The organism is Gammaproteobacteria bacterium (assembly GCA_029880545.1).
In the GTDB taxonomy this organism is placed as follows: Bacteria; Pseudomonadota; Gammaproteobacteria; order Acidiferrobacterales; family SZUA-150; genus JAOUOD01.
The window spans coordinates 67,722-87,678 of the sequence record JAOUOD010000001.1 but is presented as its reverse complement, the minus strand read 5'-3'; the positions used below and the strand labels follow the sequence as shown (position 1 = coordinate 87,678).

General features: G+C 52.3%; 21 protein-coding genes. 9 read left to right on the top strand and 12 right to left on the bottom strand.

Annotation, left to right across the window (positions count from 1 at the left end):
* Positions 1 to 26 precede the first annotated feature (26 nt).
* The 6 genes from OEZ10_00385 to OEZ10_00360 all read right to left on the bottom strand — a co-directional run bounded on the left by OEZ10_00385 (position 27) and on the right by OEZ10_00360 (position 3,934).
* The gene (locus OEZ10_00385) at positions 27 to 353 is read right to left on the bottom strand and encodes an ATP synthase subunit I (GenBank protein ID MDH5631427.1); all 327 of its coding nucleotides are present in this window, start codon (positions 351 to 353) and stop codon (positions 27 to 29) included.
* A 184-nt stretch (positions 354 to 537) separates the two neighbouring features.
* Positions 538 to 951 (bottom strand): hypothetical protein, encoded by a 414-nt coding sequence (locus tag OEZ10_00380; protein ID MDH5631426.1) that lies wholly within the window; start codon positions 949 to 951, stop codon positions 538 to 540.
* 93 nt (positions 952 to 1,044) lie between these two features.
* Positions 1,045 to 1,935, bottom strand: coding sequence for a ParB/RepB/Spo0J family partition protein (locus tag OEZ10_00375; protein MDH5631425.1), 891 nt, complete (start codon positions 1,933 to 1,935; stop codon positions 1,045 to 1,047).
* Positions 1,932 to 2,714, bottom strand: a complete 783-nt coding sequence (locus tag OEZ10_00370; GenBank protein MDH5631424.1) for an AAA family ATPase — start codon at positions 2,712 to 2,714, stop codon at positions 1,932 to 1,934. The genes OEZ10_00375 and OEZ10_00370 overlap by 4 nt, the downstream gene beginning before the upstream one ends.
* A 43-nt stretch (positions 2,715 to 2,757) precedes the next feature.
* On the bottom strand, positions 2,758 to 3,438 hold the full coding sequence (gene rsmG, locus OEZ10_00365) for a 16S rRNA (guanine(527)-N(7))-methyltransferase RsmG (protein ID MDH5631423.1): 681 nt from the start codon (positions 3,436 to 3,438) through the stop codon (positions 2,758 to 2,760).
* 22 nt (positions 3,439 to 3,460) lie between these two features.
* Complete coding sequence (locus OEZ10_00360) at positions 3,461 to 3,934, bottom strand: DUF302 domain-containing protein (protein MDH5631422.1); 474 nt, start codon at positions 3,932 to 3,934, stop codon at positions 3,461 to 3,463.
* 368 nt (positions 3,935 to 4,302) lie between these two features.
* On the opposite strand from OEZ10_00360, the gene OEZ10_00355 reads away from it, so the two are divergent.
* Positions 4,303 to 4,863 (top strand): DUF2914 domain-containing protein, encoded by a 561-nt coding sequence (locus tag OEZ10_00355; GenBank protein ID MDH5631421.1) that lies wholly within the window; start codon positions 4,303 to 4,305, stop codon positions 4,861 to 4,863.
* A gap of 22 nt (positions 4,864 to 4,885) precedes the next feature.
* Here OEZ10_00355 and OEZ10_00350 read toward each other — a convergent pair whose 3' ends face one another.
* From OEZ10_00350 to OEZ10_00330, 5 genes are all read right to left on the bottom strand, one after another.
* The gene (locus tag OEZ10_00350) at positions 4,886 to 6,643 is read right to left on the bottom strand and encodes an ATP-binding protein (GenBank protein ID MDH5631420.1); all 1,758 of its coding nucleotides are present in this window, start codon (positions 6,641 to 6,643) and stop codon (positions 4,886 to 4,888) included.
* A gap of 60 nt (positions 6,644 to 6,703) precedes the next feature.
* The gene (gene phnD, locus OEZ10_00345) at positions 6,704 to 7,570 is read right to left on the bottom strand and encodes a phosphate/phosphite/phosphonate ABC transporter substrate-binding protein (protein ID MDH5631419.1); all 867 of its coding nucleotides are present in this window, start codon (positions 7,568 to 7,570) and stop codon (positions 6,704 to 6,706) included.
* A gap of 147 nt (positions 7,571 to 7,717) precedes the next feature.
* On the bottom strand, positions 7,718 to 8,344 hold the full coding sequence (locus tag OEZ10_00340) for a LysE family transporter (GenBank protein ID MDH5631418.1): 627 nt from the start codon (positions 8,342 to 8,344) through the stop codon (positions 7,718 to 7,720).
* An 18-nt stretch (positions 8,345 to 8,362) separates the two neighbouring features.
* Complete coding sequence (gene mnmG / locus OEZ10_00335) at positions 8,363 to 10,234, bottom strand: tRNA uridine-5-carboxymethylaminomethyl(34) synthesis enzyme MnmG (GenBank protein ID MDH5631417.1); 1,872 nt, start codon at positions 10,232 to 10,234, stop codon at positions 8,363 to 8,365.
* Between the two features lie 93 nt (positions 10,235 to 10,327).
* Positions 10,328 to 10,867 carry a TetR/AcrR family transcriptional regulator gene (locus OEZ10_00330; GenBank protein MDH5631416.1) on the bottom strand — a complete coding sequence of 180 codons (540 nt, stop codon included), beginning with the start codon at positions 10,865 to 10,867 and terminating at the stop codon, positions 10,328 to 10,330.
* A gap of 262 nt (positions 10,868 to 11,129) precedes the next feature.
* On the opposite strand from OEZ10_00330, the gene cmoA reads away from it, so the two are divergent.
* From cmoA to OEZ10_00305, 5 genes are all read left to right on the top strand, one after another.
* On the top strand, positions 11,130 to 11,858 hold the full coding sequence (gene cmoA / locus OEZ10_00325; protein ID MDH5631415.1) for a carboxy-S-adenosyl-L-methionine synthase CmoA: 729 nt from the start codon (positions 11,130 to 11,132) through the stop codon (positions 11,856 to 11,858).
* A complete protein-coding gene (gene cmoB / locus OEZ10_00320) occupies positions 11,855 to 12,823 on the top strand; it encodes a tRNA 5-methoxyuridine(34)/uridine 5-oxyacetic acid(34) synthase CmoB (protein ID MDH5631414.1) in 969 nt (322 codons plus the stop codon). Before cmoA ends, cmoB begins: the two co-directional genes overlap by 4 nt.
* 194 nt (positions 12,824 to 13,017) lie before the next feature.
* Positions 13,018 to 13,629 (top strand): DnaJ domain-containing protein, encoded by a 612-nt coding sequence (locus tag OEZ10_00315; protein MDH5631413.1) that lies wholly within the window; start codon positions 13,018 to 13,020, stop codon positions 13,627 to 13,629.
* A 79-nt stretch (positions 13,630 to 13,708) separates the two neighbouring features.
* Positions 13,709 to 14,755 carry a c-type cytochrome gene (locus tag OEZ10_00310; protein ID MDH5631412.1) on the top strand — a complete coding sequence of 349 codons (1,047 nt, stop codon included), beginning with the start codon at positions 13,709 to 13,711 and terminating at the stop codon, positions 14,753 to 14,755.
* Positions 14,755 to 15,240: a DUF302 domain-containing protein gene (locus tag OEZ10_00305; GenBank protein MDH5631411.1), complete on the top strand. Its 486-nt coding sequence runs from the start codon at positions 14,755 to 14,757 to the stop codon at positions 15,238 to 15,240. The genes OEZ10_00310 and OEZ10_00305 overlap by 1 nt, the downstream gene beginning before the upstream one ends.
* 20 nt (positions 15,241 to 15,260) lie before the next feature.
* Here the strand turns inward: OEZ10_00305 and OEZ10_00300 are convergent, their stop codons facing one another.
* Positions 15,261 to 15,878, bottom strand: coding sequence for a carbonic anhydrase (locus OEZ10_00300; GenBank protein ID MDH5631410.1), 618 nt, complete (start codon positions 15,876 to 15,878; stop codon positions 15,261 to 15,263).
* A 169-nt stretch (positions 15,879 to 16,047) separates the two neighbouring features.
* Here OEZ10_00300 and OEZ10_00295 point away from each other — a divergent pair, with 169 nt between their 5' ends.
* From OEZ10_00295 to OEZ10_00285, 3 genes are read left to right on the top strand one after another with little or no spacing between them, the layout of a single operon-like run.
* Positions 16,048 to 16,998 carry an AAA family ATPase gene (locus OEZ10_00295; GenBank protein MDH5631409.1) on the top strand — a complete coding sequence of 317 codons (951 nt, stop codon included), beginning with the start codon at positions 16,048 to 16,050 and terminating at the stop codon, positions 16,996 to 16,998.
* 49 nt (positions 16,999 to 17,047) lie between these two features.
* Complete coding sequence (locus OEZ10_00290; protein ID MDH5631408.1) at positions 17,048 to 17,962, top strand: DUF58 domain-containing protein; 915 nt, start codon at positions 17,048 to 17,050, stop codon at positions 17,960 to 17,962.
* Positions 17,926 to 19,956, top strand: a complete 2,031-nt coding sequence (locus OEZ10_00285; protein ID MDH5631407.1) for a DUF3488 and transglutaminase-like domain-containing protein — start codon at positions 17,926 to 17,928, stop codon at positions 19,954 to 19,956. Before OEZ10_00290 ends, OEZ10_00285 begins: the two co-directional genes overlap by 37 nt.
* Position 19,957 lies beyond the last annotated feature (1 nt).

Below are 19,957 nucleotides of genomic sequence, written 5' to 3'. Positions count from 1 at the left end.
CAAGCCAGGCTGTCGAAACATGCGCCTTAACGTGGCGCCACTACCAGGAATCCCAGGTAGGCAATAATAAATGCGGTCATTAGCGGCAACACGCTCAGCTTAAGCATGCCCAGGCCAAAGGCAAATGCCACCGTGACCAATACAAAACGCTCGATTGCGCCACCGTACAGCGCCACAACGCCAGCGCCCGGCCTGGTTTTCGCCAGATCACCGGCACGTCGAATTCGTCGACTTAGCCACCAGCTTCCAACCAGCGTGGTTGCGCCCCCATACAGGGCGGCTATGGCTTCAGGCTGTCCGCCAACAACAAGAAACGCACTTGCTGTTACGACGACCAACAGGGCCTGGGTCATCAGGACCCGCTTTGGTATTTGCGCTGCCGGAATCATAGTCAATGATCACGGCAACTCAAGCATTTTGGACAGGACATAAGCGATGTTCGCTACCGGGGAGTCCCGCAAGGGCGCGGAAGTATACGAATAACCCTGTGAAGGGTCAATGGGGGGATAAATATTTTAAATCTGCGGTTTCAGGGCTTTATTGCTTCACTTCAACCGGGGTCGTGGGCGCTTGCTCGGGTGCCGTTTCGGGCCCGGTTTCAGAAGCAGCCGATTCCGGTGGGGCCTGGGGAGCAACGGCCAGAGTCGATTTCAATTGCTCGGCTTGATCAACTTCTGCCGGTGACATACTGGTTTGCAGTTTGTCACGCAACTTGGCCGCTTTGATATTGCCTTGCTCCGCAGCGAGGCTGTACCACGCCAGGGCGGGCGCCTTGTTTTCGCTCAGGAAAAAACCATATTCGTACAGAATACCCATTTCCAGCTGGGCATCAGCATCACCCGCCTTGGCTGCCCGCAACACGTCATCTGGCCCCTGCCATTCCTCGGCTTGGGCGCCGACGGCAATGCTGAAAAGCAGAACCAGCATTATGAGGCGCAGAAACTTGGTCATGGAACAATTATCCTTTCTGAATCAGACAGATTTCTATACTACTTAATATAGTACATGAAAACCAGTCCTGCCCAGCATCGTCACAGCTACTACTCAGCGAATGCGCACAAGAATACCTTCAAGCTCGTCATTGCTGTTGTACTCGATGGACAAGACGCCCTTGCCGTTCTTTTTGTGCTGAATCCGCACTTTCGCACCCAAGGTATCAGACAGATTTTCCTCCAGGTGACGAATATCCGGGTCCACTACGGCTGCCGGCTTCGGCTTGCTAGTGCCTCCACCAGCCAGGATTTGTTTCACCAGGCGCTCGGTTTCGCGAACGGACAGGTCCTTTTCAACGACCTCGCGCGCTGCGCCGGGTTGAGCGGTATCTGGCAGCGCCAACAGCGCGCGGGCATGCCCCATGTCGAGATCACCATTGTCGATCATTTGCCGGACAACATCTGGCAAGCCGAGCAAGCGCAGCAGGTTGGTTACGCCGGTTCGTGAACGGCCCACGCTTTCCGCCACTTGTTGATGGGTCATGCCAAATTCCTCGATCAGGCGCTGAAACGCGTTGGCCTCTTCGATCGGATTCAGGTTTTCACGCTGGATATTTTCAATCAGCGCGACCGCGGCAACAGCTTCTTCAGGAATATCCTTGATGACTGCCGGGATAGTATCCAGTCCGGCCAACTGGGCTGCACGCCAGCGTCGCTCTCCAGCGATGATTTCGTAGCTCCCGGTAGCCAATTCGCGCACTACAATTGGCTGAACAACGCCCTGGGTTCGAATGGATTCTGCCAGGTCCTCCAGCGCTTCCTGGCGCATGTGGGTGCGGGGCTGGTAACGGCCCCGCTGCAACATATCTACAGGCAACTGACGCAGGGTTTCAGCCTTGCTGGCGCCGTTGTCCTCACCGTCATTTGCGGCATTTTCACTATCGTCGAAATCTCCCCCCAACAAGGCATCGAGTCCGCGGCCCAACCGCGGTTTCTTGCTCATTGGGTCACCGCCGTCAGTCCCTGCTCACGACGCAGGATCTCGCCGGCCAGGGCCAGGTAGGCTTCCGCGCCCTTGGAGTGAATATCGTAACTGATCACCGGCTTGCCGAAACTGGGGGCTTCGGCCAGGCGAATATTGCGCGGGATAATGGTTCGGTAAAGCTTGTCGCCGAAATGGGAGCGTAATTGTGCGGAGACTTCGTTGGCCAGGTTGTTGCGGGGGTCATACATGGTGCGCAACAGGCCGGCGATCTGGAGCTGCGGGTTCAACTTCGTCCTGACCTTCTTGATTGTATTAATCAACGCCGACAGGCCTTCAAGCGCGTAATACTCGCACTGCATCGGGATCATTACCGATTCCGCCGCTACCAAGGCATTCACAGTCAACAGGTTCAGCGAGGGCGGACAATCAATCAAAATATAGTCATACTGCTCGCGCACCTCCTCGATAGCATGACGAAGGCGGCGCTCGCGATTTTCCAGGGTAATAAGTTCCACCTCTGCACCGGACAATTGTGCGTTTGAAGCCACCAGGTCGTAACCACCCTCGACAGATATGGCTGCCTGACCCATGGTGGCGGAACCGATCAATACACCATAAATGCTGTGCTCAACCTTGTCCTTGACCACACCACTGCCCATGGTGGCGTTACCCTGCGGATCAATATCCACCAGCAACACCTTGCGCTGGGTTTTCACCAGTGATGCGGCCAGATTAATACTGGTGGTGGTCTTGCCGACCCCGCCTTTTTGATTCGTAATGGCAATAACCTTGCCCATGGACAATTTCCTCCTGACCGTGCACGGGTTTGTCGAGTCCCGGCTAGCGGTGCCTTGGCTCCAGTATAACGAGATGGCGTTCTGCCTGAACGGTGTCCGGCTGACCTGCTACCGGTAACGATATGACCTCAACGGCATAATCGCCGGCCAAAACGGCAATTTCCCGCTCAATCTCGCGAAACGCGCCTTTCATGGCCAACATACGCCCGCCTTTATCGGCCAACAGGTGCTGACTGAGCCGTGCCATATCTCCCAGCTCGGCGAAGGCGCGTGAGGTGAGAGTATCGAATTTTTCGGGTGGTTGGAATTTCTCGACGCGCTCCTGAATTATCTCAATGTTTTCAAGGCCTAATTCCATAACGGCCTGGCGCAGGAAACGGACTTTTTTGCCATTGCTGTCGAGCAGGGTCCAGTGTCGCCGACCCGGCTCGGCGATGGCCAGTACCAGCCCCGGCAAGCCGGGACCAGTACCGACGTCGATACAGCGAGCGCCGTGAACCCACGGCAGGATACTCAGGCTATCGAGCACGTGACGACTCATCATGTTCAAAGGGTCACGCACAGCCGTCAGGTTGAACGCCTGGTTCCACCTTTCCAGCAGCAGAACATAGTCAACCAGCCGGTTCTGAATCTCGCTGGAAATAGACACTTCCAGGGACGCGCAACCGTCAACGAGTATTCTCAGCAAGTTTTCCCGGGAAGCTTTCGATTTATCAACGTCCACTGGCGACCTGTAGTCATGGGGTTCAGGGTTTCTCGGCGGCCATGGTAGCAAATCGTTTTAACGCCGAACTCATTTTGTTCACAACCTCGTCCTGGTCACCGATGCCATGGCGCTTGGCAATATATCCGGGATCATTATACGCCAGCCAGGTCTGGCCGGCCTCGTCTTGCCAGGCCAGGGCCTTCATGGGCAAGTCGATGCCCGCAGTCTGGGCGCTGGAAAACAACTTGCTTCCCAGTTTCGGGTTACCGAATATCAGCAATTCCGTTGGCCTCAGGCTCATGCCAACGCTGCGGGCATTTTCGTCATGATTGACGCGCGCGATTACTTGGATTCCTTTTGATTTCATCAGTACTGCCATGCGGTCCAGGGTCACCGCTGCCGGGTGCGCCGATTTCATGACAACCATGCCTTCCGCGGGTTCCAACGCCCGCACGTTTGAAGTCATCAGCATTATCAACAAAGCGATGAAATACGGTTCGAATGGTATTTTCACAAGTGCCTCCGTTCAGTTGAATGAACTGCCTATGGCGGCTCACGCCATCAAGCTGGTCTAAAAGTCGATCTTTGTTTACCTGACAATATTCCTACTACCTGGCGTTCGTGCCAGGATCCAGCATTGCCCAAAATAGTCTGCGGTAAAACACCGCTGGTCACCTGGATTACAACGGTGTTCGTGGGTTCACATTTCGCCAAACTATTGATCAACGAAATTCAACCCTTCATCCTTTTTAGCTATATGTACAATGCTTCGTAGCAGTAGAGTGTGGCTCCTGTTAAACACGCATCGTTTATTACCGGTTTATTCAGTTACTTTTTTCGTTTCCTGAACAATCGATTTTCATTTTGATCAAGGAGAACCAAATGAAATATCATATTCTTTTTGCGGCAATACTTTTCGGTTTCAATGCTGTTGTCATGGCCGAAGATACGGCGGTGCCTGCCAAACCATCACTTCCGGCTACGGTAACACCAGCCGCTGAAGCCGGTAGTGATGCAACCTCGGTACACACTGGCAATGTAGTGCGCGCAACATTTGCCAGCGCCATTCAAAACCGCGAGCCTGTAGATCACATCAATGAGGCCAACGCCAGCCAGATATATTATTTCAGTGAATTGCGTGGCATGGCAGGGCAGCGCGTGACGCACCGATGGGAATATAACGGCGAGATCATGGCAGAAGTCCCGTTTGAAGTTGGTGGTGAGCGATGGAGAATATACTCCAGCAAAAGATTACTTCCTGACTGGAAAGGGGAATGGAAGGCCTCGGTAATCGCTAATGATGGCCAGGAGTTGGCGGTAAACACCATAATAATGAACGATATTCAGCCCAATCACGATGCGCCCAATAGTGCTAATGACGCTGTTGCACCGCTGACCGGAATACCAAACAAGGCGGATGATGCTGGAGAGGGTGGTCGTTAATCGACTGCGGGACAGATGGAATTCATGCGGCGCCGGCTCCACCGGCGCTTTTCATTTCCGGGGTAAATGGTTCATTTGTTCTGACCGACACCGCGAGCGGTAATTGGACCCAGAATTCTGAACCCTTGTTGATTTCACTGATGACTCCGACTTCGCCGTTCATTGATTCGGCCAGGTGCTTGGTGATGCTCAACCCCAGGCCTGTACCAGGAATAATTGAGTTTTCAGCACCTGCCCGGTTAAATGGAACAAACAGGTTATCCTGTTGTTGCTTTGTCAAACCCCGGCCTGAATCTTTGACACTAATTCTGACTTTACCGTCAATAGTGTCGGTTTTTATGCGAACACTGCCGTTGACGCTGTTATACTTGACCGAATTCGAAAGCAGGTTTATCAGAATCTGTTTCAGGTGTCGCTTGTCGGCATTAACAACCGGCTCTACTTCTTCGTCCAAATCTATACGTAGTTCTATGTGGTTTTGGTCAGCAACGGGCTTGATCATCTTCGCGCATTCTTCAATCACGCTTCGAACAGAAAACACTTCGCAAACAGTCGTCAAGTCACCCGATTCAATTCTTTGAATTTCTAGAACCTGGTTTACCAGCTCCAGCAAATGGTTACCGGCGATCAGGATTTGCTCAATATTTTCCAATTTGGATTCATCTTCTTCTTCCAATTGCATCAACTGGCTGAATCCCAGGATTGCATTCAACGGCGTTCTCAGTTCATGACTCATGCTCGACATGAAGTTGCTCTTGGCCTGGCTGGCCTTGACTGCCTTTGATTCGGCCTCCTTTCGAATCTCTACTTCTTCGCTTAGCGCCCTGTTGGCAAAGTTAATCTCGTTAGTTCTGGCAATAATTGTTTTTTGCATGGATTCAATATCGGATTCCAGCGAACCCAGCTCATCTTCAGTATTAATGGCCTGGCCAATGGGCGAGAAGTCAAAATTGCCTTCACTAATCGCGTTAACCCGGCCTGACAAGGACCTGATCCTTACCTCTATCTTTCGCAAAATCGAGTAACTGAAAAACAGCGCTGCCGATGTGAGAATAATAAGGCTTGAAAAAACTATTGATACGCGCTCAAAAAAATTCTCCTTGTCCGGTGAGCGGGTTTCCCGAAGCTCGAAGGTCAACGGGTATTCCGGAATGGCAAATTCAGTAGTAATCAAATATCGGGATAATTTTCGATCATCAGAAATGGCGGAACTTTCCTGCTTGATCGCCAGCTTACTGCCTGTACCTGCCGATACTTCGCCGAGAAATTCATGGTTAAGATTATAGCCGGCAATCGTAACACCGATCCGGCCGTTAAGATCCGTCATCGCTTTACCGACGAGCATTAACTGCGACCCGTCAGCGGTGATAACGTTATAAAAAAATTCATTCTTTTCGGATTGGGCAATGAACTGCACCCAAACACTGAGGCTATCTTCGATTCCGAACTCCCCTGGCGAATGTGCCTTGGCGAACGGTAAGCCATCATTGTCATACACACCCAGTAAATCCATTCCGGATCTGGAATAGATGTCTATGATTGCATTCAGAACCTCAAACTGGTTCCCCACCAGGAGGTGATCCTGAACGGTACGACTGACATTGGTAATATGAATGTGTTCCTGGAGGTTTGTGACCTTTCTGCGAATATTGTTATAGGCCAGTTCCACCGAATTTCTCGTTGTTTCAGACTCGTATTCCAGGTAATCAGCATATTCCCTCTGGATGACGTAAGTGATGATTACCCCGAATAGCAGGGTAAACAAGACGATAGGTAACATGATTTTCAGTCTGATATTGTAAGACCGGAGAAACCCTGTTTGAGCGAACCTCATACAGGGCTACCTGCGTCTAACGCCGGTCATATCGCGCACGACATCGTAAAATTCGTCCGGCCGCACCACGTACCCGGTATCCATGATCAATTTCAGTGCTTCCTTGTCAATCTTGGTCAAGGCGCGGCGAATCTTGAGTTGCATCTCTCTTGGCATTGACGGATGAGCCGAAATATTCAAATTGGGGATGGGTGGCGTCGTGTGAATAATTTTGAAAATATCACCGTGCTTGGCTATTGCCTCTTTCAGATTGAAATCCCAGGTTGCGCCCGCGTCAATACTGCCGGCAGCGACAGCATCGGTAAGCCTTGGGTGACTTCCCAAAAAATAGAATTTTCTGAAGTAGTTGGTGTAGTCGATGCCCTTCTTCTTCAGCTCTGCAACCGGGTACTTGTATCCACTTGAGGAATCCTTGTCGACAAACCCGAATCGCGACCCTTTTAGATCGGTTATGGAATTCAGGTCGTCGCGCCTTTTAAGCGTCACGAAATGTCCCAGGTAAGAATCGATCTGCTGTGTCCTGTCTTTGTTCCAGCGAACCCCGGTAACGAGAATATTGATATTGGGATTGATGTTTTTCGCTCGCACATAAGGCACAGGAGATACGTGCGCGAAGTGTACAACGCCGTTAGCCAGGTATTCTATGCCCTGGTCATAATCTCGAGCCTCAATAATAATGAATTTCGCACCCACCTGGTTGCCGAGCCAGTCCATCATGGGTTTGTAACGGGCGCGGATGTCATCTGCTTGCTGGCCATGTTGCCAGGGTGTAACGCCAAACTTGTAAACCGGCAAATTGTCCTGTTCCGCGCTACCCGAACCTGGAACCAGCAATACGCATGACAATGCAAGTGATGCTATTTTTTTGAACATGAACCAAATCTCGCAGTAACAAGACCAATTATTAGCAAATCCGCGGTATCCGGTCGTTAACCCGAGACAATGTAAGACAATTTTTTACATTTTAATGGCCTATTAACTATATTAATAAGGAGGAAAAATGTGACTGCACAGGGCCGGTCAAGCAACCGCTCTGGCACTGATCAGCATAATACCGTCGCGCATCAACAAAACCGCCAGAAGCAACATTACTCCGCCGAGGAAACGAATCGTATAAATATAGGCGGTGCCCTCCAGAATACTGCGGGATCGTTCAACCAGCAACGCCAGAACAATCATGACGCCTACTACAAAAATAAAAAACCCGGAAATAAAAACTGCGGCGTCGGAAAGGGTTGATTGCGCGGCCTTGAAAACCATGGGTGCGCCGACGCTGAACCAGAACATATATGGATAGGGGCTTAACAGGTTAACCATAATCCCCGAATATAATGGCCTGGACGAAGTTCTGCGATTACTGACTGCGATTCCATTAAAGCGCAAATCTTTCCAGCCCAGCCACCCTACATATAAACCGCCGCTTATGGTCACCATGCCAAACAACGCGGAGTACTCACTTAATCCATTAACAACGATCAGGCTGACTAACAACACGGGGGTTGCTGTAATCAACGGCACCAGCGCGATACGAACCCCCGCTCCGATTCCATACTGAATTGTCTGTGAGAACATCAACGCCATCAACGGGCCTGGGGTCATGCCGGCTGACAATCCGAGTATCATTCCTGCGACAAAATAACCTGACACAACAATTACTTTCGATCGTCAGCCTGCGCGCTTTTTCAGGTGAACGAGCAACAAGGATATGGCGGCCGGGGTTACGCCCGAGATGCGCGACGCCTGCCCGATAGTCGCCGGACGATAATCGCTGAGTTTTTGTTGCACTTCCGCAGACAACCCCCGGACATTGCTGTAGTCCAGGTTATCCGGCAATCGTGTTTGCTCATTACGTTGCTGCTTTTCGATTTCGGCCATTTGTCGATCAATGTATCCGGAATACTTGGCGGTAATTTCCAGCTGTTGCGCTACTTCATCAATACCTACATGTTCAAACCCGGCGAGGTCGATCAGATCCTCATAGGCAACATTGGGTCGGCGCAATAAATCCATCAGGGTATGATCCCGACTCAGCTCGCCACCAAATACCCGTTCACTGGTTGCCGGATCCACCTGGGCCGGGTGCAGGCGCGTGGTTTCAAATCGTTGTTGCTCACGCTCCATGGCGTCGCGTTTCTCGCTGAACATGCGCCAACGATGATCATTCACCAGGCCAAGTTCACGACCGGTTTCAGTCAATCGTAGATCGGCGTTGTCTTCGCGCAACATCAGCCGGTACTCTGCCCGCGACGTAAACATACGATAAGGTTCGTTGGTTCCACGGGTAATCAGGTCATCCACCAACACGCCAAGGTAAGCCTGGTTCCGCATCGGGTACCATGATTCTTTTTCCTGGACCAGTCGTGCGGCGTTCAGGCCGGCCAGCAATCCCTGGGCAGCGGCTTCTTCATACCCGGTCGTGCCGTTTATCTGGCCAGCGAAAAACAGTCCGGGCATGGCACGGGTTTCCAGTGTCGGCCGCAGATCCCGCGGATCAAAATAATCATACTCAATGGCATAACCGGGCCGGGTGATGTGGGCGTTTTCAAATCCTTTCATGGAGCGAACGAATTTCCACTGCACATCAAAAGGCAGGCTGGTTGAGATCCCGTTAGGATAGACTTCATGGGTATTTAGTCCCTCCGGCTCCACAAAAATCTGGTGGCGATCCTTGTCGGCAAACCGGTGAATCTTGTCCTCTATGGAAGGACAATAGCGCGGACCCACGCCCTCGATCACACCGGTATACATGGGTGATCGACCCAGGCCTTCACGAATGAAGTCATGTGTACGTTCATTGGTATAGGTAATATGGCAGGCTACCTGGCGAGGATGATCGGTGCGCGAACCCAGAAACGAAAATACCGGCGTCGGCTCATCCCCCGGTTGCGGCTCCAGTTGGCTGAAATCAATCGTGCGACCATCAATTCGGGGTGGAGTGCCGGTCTTCAGGCGATCAACACGCGGCATCAATTCCCGCAGTCGCGCAGCCAGGGCATTGGAAGGGGGATCGCCTGCGCGACCGCCTTCGTAGTTACTCAGACCTATGTGAATACGCCCCCCGAGGAAGGTGCCGGTAGTCAACACGACCGCCGGCGCCATTAAACGCAGGCCCATCTGCGTGACTACGCCAGCAACACGATCGTTTTCCACAATCAAGTCATCTGCAGCCTGCTGGAAAATATCCAGGTTGTCCTGGTTTTCCAGCGCGTAACGTATGGCCGCCTTGTAGCGTACGCGATCAGCCTGGGCCCGTGTCGCGCGTACTGCCGGGCCCTTGCTGGCGTTCAGAATCCGAAATTGAATTCCGCCGCGGTCAGTGGCGTGCGCCATCAGGCCACCGAGCGCGTCCACCTCCTTGACCAAATGACCTTTCCCGATACCACCTATTGCCGGGTTACAGGACATCTGGCCCAGGGTTTCGATGTTGTGGGTCAACAACAGGGTTCGACAACCCATGCGCGCGCAGGCCGCAGCAGCCTCTGTACCGGCATGGCCGCCACCAATGACTATGACATCGTAACGCATCGGGTTTTGCATCCTGGAGAAGAGAGGTTTCGCGCAGATTCGGGAAATCAAAGTGTAATCGGCCAACTGCTGCTGCGCCAGCCGCAATAGCCCCGGAATGTTGCCTCAACCGGAAGCGGTGCTACTGAGCCACTGACCGAGTTCGGCCAACTCGGTCTTAACAAACTCATCCTGACCGTAAACGTGACCCATTAGACTGATGCCCTGCGTACGCGACAACAGTCTCATCGCCAGGCCATCTGCTCGGGCGCCGTGGCCCAGAGCGCGAAACTGTTCGCTGATCCAGTGTCGATACAGGTCAAACATTTCCTGGGCCTGGGCTTTCAGGGTCGGCTGATTCTTGCCCAGTTCGGTCATCAACGTGCCCAAAGGACAACCAAACCGGGCAATGGCGGAAGAAAAATCCGAGGCGGTATTAATGAAGTTCTGCAATCGATTCTGCGGTTCAGGGAATTCCTGCTCCATGGTTTGCAGAAAACTGCGGATTTCGTCGATACGGGAACGGATTACCGCGGACAAAATGTCGTCCTTGGTTTTGAAATGGTAGTAAAAATTTCCCTTGGGAATATCCGCAGCCCGCGCGATGTCGGCAAAGGAGGTCTGATTGTATCCGAGCTCGTAAAACAACCTTTTGGCCGTTTCCACGATATGTTTTCGCGTCGTTGTGCTCCGATCACTGCTCTGGTCTTTAGTTGTCATGGGGTCTACGACTTTACAGCTACCTCACCTAAAACAGATTATAGACAAGGGATTTCGAATTTGGAGCGCCACGGCAAAAAACCTTCAAATTTCTATCTCCAGGTGTCAGGTATAGCGTTATAATGCTGCGCCCACAGGCGGCTTTGGAGTAGACTCGCCGCAGCATAATTAGCCAATCAGGTTTGATCCCGACGCTATTCTGGCCATCATGAAAAGAGACGAAATATTTGCATCGCCCATTGATCAGATCGACGCTTTCCGCTTTGATGAAAAAGTAGTCAGCGTGTTCCCGGACATGATCAACCGATCAGTTCCTGGGTATGGGCAGATGGTCTCCCTCGCAGGCATTGTTGCCAGCAGCCACTATCGGCCTGGCAGCCGAATTTACGACCTCGGTTGCTCGCTGGGCTCAACCGCGGCCGCAGTCGCCAGCCGCATACCAGAACCGTCATGCCGGATTACTCTGGTAGATAACTCCAGTGCCATGATCGATCAATGCCGGTCCAATCTTGCTGAACTCGGATTGAACAAGGATTTCGAATTCATGTGCCAGGACATACGAAGTGTTGTGGTTGAAAATGCTTCCGTCGTTTGCCTCGTTCTTACACTGCAATTCATTCCTGTTTCGGAACGAAACGCTCTTTTGAACAATGTCTATAACGGGCTGAATTCCGGTGGCATCTTGTTGCTTGCGGAAAAAATCAGTTTTGACAGCACCAGTGAACAGGAATTTCTTACTTCCAGTCACGAAGCATTCAAACGCGCCAATGGTTACAGTGAGCTGGAAATAAGCCAAAAACGTTCGGCCCTGGAAAATGTCCTGGTTACTGAATCAGCGTTACAACACGAACACAGGCTGCGGGAAACCGGTTTTGACACAGCATATCGATTCTTCCAGGCCTACAACTTCGTAGCGTGGGCGGCGCACAAGAGATGAATTATTCCGGTTTGTTTCGCTCACTGGAGAATTCACGCCTGGCACCCTATCTCGATGCACTGAACCAGGCGCTGGAAGCACGATGCACAAAAAGCCATGGTGATGAGCAGGCCTGGCAACAGGCACTGGTGTCGCTGCCCGATATAGCGCCTGACATCATCGAGCTGGACACGGACACCATACGCATCGGCAGCCGTCAGCAACTTGAATTGACTGGATATCAACAACTGGAACAGGCTTTGCGCCAGCTACATCCGTGGCGAAAGGGTCCATTCGAGTTGTTTGGTCTGCACATTGATACTGAATGGCACAGTGACTGGAAGTGGCAACGCCTGGTTGATCATGTTGCGCCGCTCAAAAACCGGTGGGTGCTGGACGTGGGCTGCGGTAACGGTTACCACGCCTTGCGCGCCAGAGGCGCCGGCGCTGCGCGTGTTATCGGAATCGATCCATCGTTGCTGTTCAACTACCAGTATGCAGCGCTGCACAAATATATTGGCAATATACCGGTTGATTTGCTGCCGCTGGCCCTGGAAGATTTTCCTGCCAACACGGCAGCTTTTGATACGGTATTTTCCATGGGGGTGTTGTATCACCGCCGTTCGCCACTGGATCACCTGCTACAGCTGCAACAATGCCTGCGTCCAGGCGGTCAATTGATCCTCGAAACACTCGTCATCGAAGGTGGCCCGCGCAATTGCCTTGTACCAGGCGAGCGTTATGCGCGAATGCGAAATGTCTGGTTCTTGCCTTCCCCAGACATGCTGCTGGGCTGGTTAAATCGCCTTGGATTTGCTGACGCCAGGGTTGTCGACATCAATATCACCAGTACCGACGAACAGCGGTCTACAGACTGGATGCGTTTCGAGTCCTTGGCCGACTGCCTTGACCAGGCAAATCCAACCCTCACCGTGGAATCCTACCCTCGACCCGCTCGGGCGCTTGTCATTGCCGAACAACGTTGAGGCTGCGTGCTTAACTTCTTGTGAACCAGTTCACAGCACCAATACTCCGGGCAGTGCTAGATTGCGCACGTCGGGGGCCTGCTTCCAAACGGCCTATGGAAGGGCAATTGGCCCAGGGAGACCCTCGTCGCGCTGGCCCCGTCTGAAGGTTTCGGCTTCGGGCGGGGACCCAGCAACCCGGCTATACTGGTGTCATGACCCATGTTAGCCGCCCGCCCGCCCGCCAACACACTGACGCTGCAGAAACCTCAATAGTCAGCATCGAGACATTGCGCCACGTTGTCGAAACGCACAAAAGTGGCATTTCCGAACACGAGTTATTCAAAATACTGGCCGGTATCGAGGCAATACCTCAATTCAACGCCGATACCGATTCGATTACCTTGTTTCGGGCCCATTTCCTGCTTTTTCACCAACTTTACCGGCTTCGCGATCAACTCCTTGAATCACAACACGCCATCTTGATGATCAGCCCCCTCAAGATCCAATTAATCGCTTATGCCCCGGGGCATCCTGCTATTAGCGAATACGACCCGCTGTACCGTTTTTATATCAATCTCGACAACCTTCGAAGCCTGGGAAAACAGGAGCTTGACCACATGCTCGGCAAATTCTGGGCGCGGTTGGCTGGCGGAGACGAACGCAAACGCGCTTTGGCTGAACTGGGATTGGCCGACCCCGTTGACGATGACACTATTCTGAAAACCTACCGCCAACTGGCAATGACCCTGCATCCCGATCGGGGTGGCGAAAAAGCTGCCTTTCAAGCCATTAGTGAGGCTATGCTACACCTCAGAAAAGGGTGACCCGGATTGACTCAAATCAATATAAGAAAATGCTAATGGGATATGCTTTTACAATAATGTTTTCAGGATCCAATCGATCATGATCAAGATCTGGACAATGTCATTGTTGCTGTTCGCGGCGCCATTGGCGCACGCGGAAGACCCGGATATTAACTGGGGGAAAACCCTGTACACAGAAAACTGCAGCGGCTGCCACGGCTTTGAGGGGAAAGGCGGGACCGGTGTACCCATCGGTTTGCCTGGGTTTATCAATCAGGTGGATGATCAATACCTGGGCAATACCATACGACTGGGTCGCCAAGGTCGGGTGATGCCATCGTTCAGCCATCTTAGCCAAGACCAAAATCACGCCATAGTCGCCTATATGCGCAGCTGGACCGGGGTCAAGGCACCCCACTACAGTCAAAAGCCAATCAAGGGAGATCCCGAAAAAGGCTCCGCACTGTTCGCAAAGTATTGCGCCGGTTGTCACGGCGCCAATGGTGAGGGTGGACATGGCACTGGCGTAACTTATTCCCGGCCACGGGAGCTGCCAATCATTGCACCTGCGCTCAACAACGGCGGTTTCCTGGGCTCAGCCAGCGATGAGTTGATAAAACATACTATCCGCTATGGTCGTGAGGGCACCCCCATGCCGGCGTTTCGGCACAACAGGGAACTCAAATCGTCTGACTTCAATAACCTTGTCAGCTTTATTCGACAACTGAAACCGGTTTCGCCGACAGAAGACCTTGGCAATGAACCTGCCTACATCGTTCGGGAATCGGGAAGCTCTTTTGAAACAACGGTAGAAAACGTTAAAAATGCGGTGGCATCGGCAAACATGGTGCTGATACGCGTTCAGAATATAGAAGACCGGTTGTTTTCGCCAAAACAGGTTAACAATAAGCAAAAAATTGTATATTCCTGTGGATTCAATTTTCTTTACGAGGCGATGAAGGTTGACTCACGCGTGGGGCTGTTTCTACCCTGCCGCATCACAATCATGCAGGAAGAGGACAAGGTGCGGCTATACGCAATGAATCCCAAGCGATTGTCAATCTACTTCAATAACGATGAATTACAAAAGTTGTGTGGCCAAATGTACGATATTTACGTCAGCGTACTTGATGAGGCAACGATGTGATGACTCATAAATCTCATCAGAAACAAGCGATAAGGACCTGGCAGTTACTGGTTGGCGTGCTCGCCTTGTTTTCATCCGGCGTATTCGCAGACCCGCTGATCATGCGGCGCATGGATGCCAACTTCCCTGACACCATGGTGGCGTTGCAGACATCCATCACCGAACAGGGTTACGCGATCTCGCGGGTTCAACGCGTGGACATTGGCTTGACCAAAACCGGTCATGAAACCGATCGGTACCGCCTTGTGTTTTTTGGCAAGGGTCCGGAAATTCGCTCACTGCTGAACAAGTACCCGCAACTGGCGCCCTACCTGCCATTAAAAATAGTTATTTATGCGGAGGCTGACGATACCATAGTGTTGACCAATAACATGGAAAACATGAAGCAGCTTTATCCTGATGAGAACCTCGCAAGGGTATTCGATACATGGAATCAGGACATTGTAGAAATCCTGGAAGCCACTCGCCAGCGCACCGAAAACTAGGCAATTAACCGGCGCGAAAACTAGACATCATCAAAGAATTCCACTTCCCCGGTTCTGAGCGAATACTCGGCACCGATAATGGTCAACCTGTTCTGCTGCACCAGCTCTTCAAGCATTTGTGAACCGTGCCTGAGGTGGTTGGTGGCGGCAAGAATGTTTGCCCGGATCGAAGCTTCCAGTAACTCGTCGGGCTTGTATCGCAAGTCTGTCAGCAGTAGTGGTTCCAGTGTCGGCCGGATACGATTAACAATCGTCAGCACGTTGGATGAGTGATCATCCTTCGGGCTCTCCATATCATCGAGGGTGGCCTTCACTGCACCACACATGGAATGACCAAGAACAACAACCAGCGGCGTCTTGAACATTTGTGCTGCGAATTCAACGCTGCCAATCTGTGATGGCGCGACGATGTTACCGGCGACCCGGATGACAAACAAATCTCCAAGGCTCTGATCGAAGACAATCTCCGCTGGTACCCGGGAATCGGAACATCCGAGGATAATGGCAAATGGTGCCTGTCGTTCGGCCAGCTTTTCTCTTTGCATTTGCTTGACCAGCGTATCAATGCTGCGCACTCCGGAAACAAAACGTTTGTTGCCATCTTTCAATCGCTCGAGAGCCTCTTGCGCGCTGATCATGTTTTTACCCTGTTTTTCCCTGCCGGCCGCAATAATAAAGCCTTTGGCCTGATTCGCCCATACCAACAATGGGGGATGGAGTTTCCAGGTTGGTGCCGAGACTGGCTGGCGATTTCAGGGCATCAGGGCTAGGATTGAACCAGTCTCGTTGAACAAGGTTTTTTCTCCCATGACTATTCTTTCCGATACAGCAACCAATACAATAATCGATGAAATTGAGTTATTGCTGGCGGAGCTTGATTCGCACGTTTTTGGCAAACAGCGCCAGGTTCGTCTGGCCCTGTGTTGTCTGCTCGCCAGGGGGCACTTATTAATAGAAGACTTGCCAGGCATGGGCAAAACGACGCTGGCTCACGCACTGGCGGGCTCACTGGGGCTGGAATTCAATCGGCTCCAGTTCACGTCCGACCTGTTACCGGCAGATGTAATTGGCGGATCAATCTACGACCGGGAGTCACAACAATTCCGGTTTCATCCGGGCCCGGTGTTCACGCAAGTTTTGCTCGCAGACGAAATCAATCGCGCCTCGCCCAAGGCCCAAAGCGCGTTGCTGGAAGCAATGGAAGAACGCCAGGTCAGCAGTGATGGTCAGACGCATCGCTTGCCGGAACCATTTTTCGTCATCGCCACGCAAAATCCAACCCAGCTTATAGGCACTTTCCCGTTACCCGAGTCGCAGCTGGACCGATTCCTGATGCGACTCGAGCTTGGCTACCCGGACCACGCCGCCGAACGCGAGATCCTTCGCCGCGGCCAACAACGGCCACTTGATCGCGAGTTTGGACAGGGACTGGGCAAAAACCGGCTGTTTGCGCTGCAATTGCTGGTTGAAAAGGTTCATGTCAGCGACGCAATCCTGGATTACATACAGCTGATACTGGATGCTTCGCGCAAGGATTCGGCGTTCATCCAGGGGCTTTCTCCTCGGGCCGGTATTGGTTTGCTGGCGGCGGCCCGGGCCTGGGCGCTTATTCATGGCAGAAAACTGGTTTTGCCGGAAGACATACAGGCAGTGGCGCCCGGAATCCTGGTTCATCGATTACAGGCAACGACGGATCATGCAACCGCCGATCGTGACCAGTTGGTAAACAAACTGCTTCAACGATTGCCAGTACCCTGATCAACTGTATTCCACTCTCATTTACCGGATACGGATTTAGAACAACGCCATGTTTCCCAAAGCACGATCAGGTAATCGTTTTGTACTTGGTCAACACCGTATTTACATGCTGCCCACCCGGTATGGCTGGTACTTTTCCGGCGTGTTGCTGGTCTCGCTTCTGGCCAGCATGAATTACAACAACGGTATGGGCTATGGTCTTACTTTTTTACTGGCAGCCACAGCCTTCCTGTCCATGATTACCACCCATCGTAACCTGAAGGGACTGGTGATAGAAACCGGTCACAGTCTGCCGGTTTTTGCGGGTCAAACTGCCCGGTTTATCATTCATGTGACAAACCCGGACACCCGCATTCGCCCGGCAATCGAATCGCGCCACGGCAAACGTTTGCTTGAGACCGTTGACATTCCCGCCCAATCTACCGCGTTCATAACGCTTTCAGCCCCGGCGACGCGTCGGGGTTATCTTGATGCACCTTCGTTTCACGTGGTAACCAGATTCCCATTTGCGCTGTTATACACATGGTCAAGGGAGATGCTCCCCTCCATCCGGTGCCTTGTGTACCCGGCACCGGCGCCACTACCACCAGCGGAATACGCCACACCTGGAGATGCTGAATCACAACATCACAACCGGCAAGGTGATGAGTTTAACGGCCTTCGTGACTACCAGGCCGGTGACAGTTTTTCCCGTATACACTGGCGAGCGTCTGCGAAATCACCCGATTCTGTCTATGTCGTTCAAACCGCGACCGGTGACATAAACAAGCTTTGGCTTGATTGGGACCTGGTAAACGGCGATACCGAGACACGGTTAAGCCTGTTATGTCGTGCTGTTATAGATGCCCAGCGACAAAACCAGTCTTATGGGCTCAAAATCCCGGGCACAGTCATCACACCCGGTACCGGTCAACATCATCAGCATGAATGCCTGAGGGCGTTGGCATGTTTTTCCGAAAAATAGGCGCTGGCCAGGTCGAAGCGCCGGCGCGGAAAATCGCCGATCGGAGCAGCGTTGCCTGGCTTATCCTGTTTCTTGGTTACGTGCTGTTGCCTTACGGCAATGAACTGCCGCCTTATCTCCTGGTCGTGTTCCTTGGTGTCGCCGTGTGGCGCCTGCTGATCAACACCCGTGGCTGGTATCAACCCGGACGTTACACCCGTGGCTTGTTGGCTATCTTAATGCTTGCAATCATTGTCAAATTCCAGGGCGGCGTGCTTGGGCGTGACGCCGGCGTGTCGTTGTTGATTGGCATGATGGCGCTTAAGTTACTGGAACTCGATACATTGCGTGACTATATCGTTACCTGCCTTCTTGGTTTCATTGTCATACTGGGCAACTTCCTGTTTTCACAATCCCTCGTACTTGCAATTTACCTTTTTGTTGGTGTCATTATCGGCTTTACCTGCCTGAACCGCATTGCCTTCCCTGGATCGGTTTCTGCATTGAAACGCATTCAGACCAGCATTGGCCTGGTAACATTGGCGATACCTCTGATGCTGGTTATGTACCTGTTGTTTCCGCGACTGCCCGGCGCGTTGTTTGCGCTTCCTGGCAGCAGCGGTGGTACAACCGGTTTGTCTGATACAATGTCTCCGGGCTCCATCAACCAGTTGGCCCAGTCCGACCAGCCGGTGTTCTATGTCAATTTCGAAGATAGTGCCCGACCTATGGGCGCGCTTTATTGGCGGGCAATTATTTTATGGCAGTTTGATGGCCGCACCTGGCGCGAAGGCGCCCCGGCCGTACGTGCAAATTACCAGGTAGATGCGCTGGACAGGATTTACAGCTACGAAATCATCCAGGAGAAGCCGGGCCCCTGGATTGCCGCCCTTGATATGCCCACCGAAAAACCACGCGGCATGTTGCTGAAGCCGGGTATGTTGTTTCGTTGGCACGAACTGAACAAACAACAACGTAAATATTCACTTCGATCGGCTTTGCGTTATCGCGTACATGGTGACTCGGAGATTGAGCGTGCTGCCGGCTTGCAACTGCCGGCAGTCAGCCCAAAGGTAAGGGCGCTCGCCAATACGTGGCGTGAACGCTCACAATCAGGTGAAGATATTGTCAAAGCTGCATTGCAATACTTTCGACAAAATGAATTCTTTTACACTCTTTCACCACCCCTTCTTGGCGGCGATCCGGTTGAAGAATTTCTGTTTAAACAAAGACGTGGTTTTTGTGAACACTACGCCAGCGCCTTTGCCATTTTAATGCGCGCAGCCGGCGTGCCGGCCAGGGTGGTAAATGGATATCTCGGCGACAACTTCAATCCGACCGGTGATTTTTATACCATACGACAATCAGACGCTCATGCCTGGACAGAGGTCTGGCTGGCCGGACAAGGCTGGATCCGTGTCGATCCTGTTGAAGCAGTAGCACCCGAACGCATTGAATATGGCATCGATGCCATCAGGCGTCTTCAGGAACAGGGATTGGAAGCGGGGCGCGGTCTGGATTTTGGTTTGGACATGATGGCATCAAGCGGTCTTCTTGACGGGTTGTTGCGTACGCTACGCCACCAGTGGGATGCAGCGAACATGGGCTGGTATCGCTGGACGGCCGAATTTGACCAACAGAAACAACGCGAATTTCTTCAATCACTTTCCGTCGGTTGGTCGAAGCTGCTCGGCGCCGGCATTATCATGCTGGCGATGCTCATTCTGACCATAGTTCTGTACCGGAGCATGAACAGGTTCAGATCAGGACCTGTTAGGCCGGAGACACGGCTATATATCCGTTTTTGCAAACAGTGTGCAAAAAGAGGTGTTCAACGCAGGGAAAACGAGGGGCCGATGGATTTCCGAAACAGGGTGGTCAGGCGATTACCCATGAACGCGCAGGGCGTAGATCAATTTATTCAAAGCTATATCGGCATACATTACGGCGATCAACCAATTCCGACTGCGCAACTCCGGCGAAAGCTCAAACAAGTCTGGACTAAAACAGCCTGAA

Coding starts and splice junctions, on each gene's coding strand:
- cmoA (MDH5631415.1), top strand. CDS start 11,130: ATGAAAAGAGACGAAATATTTGCATCGCCCATTGATCAGATCGACGCT.
- OEZ10_00355 (MDH5631421.1), top strand. CDS start 4,303: ATGAAATATCATATTCTTTTTGCGGCAATACTTTTCGGTTTCAATGCT.
- OEZ10_00310 (MDH5631412.1), top strand. CDS start 13,709: ATGATCAAGATCTGGACAATGTCATTGTTGCTGTTCGCGGCGCCATTG.
- OEZ10_00350 (MDH5631420.1), bottom strand. CDS start 6,643: ATGTTACCTATCGTCTTGTTTACCCTGCTATTCGGGGTAATCATCACT.
- OEZ10_00285 (MDH5631407.1), top strand. CDS start 17,926: ATGCCTGAGGGCGTTGGCATGTTTTTCCGAAAAATAGGCGCTGGCCAG.
- phnD (MDH5631419.1), bottom strand. CDS start 7,570: ATGTTCAAAAAAATAGCATCACTTGCATTGTCATGCGTATTGCTGGTT.
- OEZ10_00290 (MDH5631408.1), top strand. CDS start 17,048: ATGTTTCCCAAAGCACGATCAGGTAATCGTTTTGTACTTGGTCAACAC.
- OEZ10_00295 (MDH5631409.1), top strand. CDS start 16,048: ATGACTATTCTTTCCGATACAGCAACCAATACAATAATCGATGAAATT.
- OEZ10_00375 (MDH5631425.1), bottom strand. CDS start 1,935: ATGAGCAAGAAACCGCGGTTGGGCCGCGGACTCGATGCCTTGTTGGGG.
- mnmG (MDH5631417.1), bottom strand. CDS start 10,234: ATGCAAAACCCGATGCGTTACGATGTCATAGTCATTGGTGGCGGCCAT.
- OEZ10_00370 (MDH5631424.1), bottom strand. CDS start 2,714: ATGGGCAAGGTTATTGCCATTACGAATCAAAAAGGCGGGGTCGGCAAG.
- OEZ10_00385 (MDH5631427.1), bottom strand. CDS start 353: ATGACCCAGGCCCTGTTGGTCGTCGTAACAGCAAGTGCGTTTCTTGTT.
- cmoB (MDH5631414.1), top strand. CDS start 11,855: ATGAATTATTCCGGTTTGTTTCGCTCACTGGAGAATTCACGCCTGGCA.
- OEZ10_00305 (MDH5631411.1), top strand. CDS start 14,755: ATGACTCATAAATCTCATCAGAAACAAGCGATAAGGACCTGGCAGTTA.
- OEZ10_00315 (MDH5631413.1), top strand. CDS start 13,018: ATGACCCATGTTAGCCGCCCGCCCGCCCGCCAACACACTGACGCTGCA.
- OEZ10_00300 (MDH5631410.1), bottom strand. CDS start 15,878: ATGATCAGCGCGCAAGAGGCTCTCGAGCGATTGAAAGATGGCAACAAA.
- OEZ10_00380 (MDH5631426.1), bottom strand. CDS start 951: ATGACCAAGTTTCTGCGCCTCATAATGCTGGTTCTGCTTTTCAGCATT.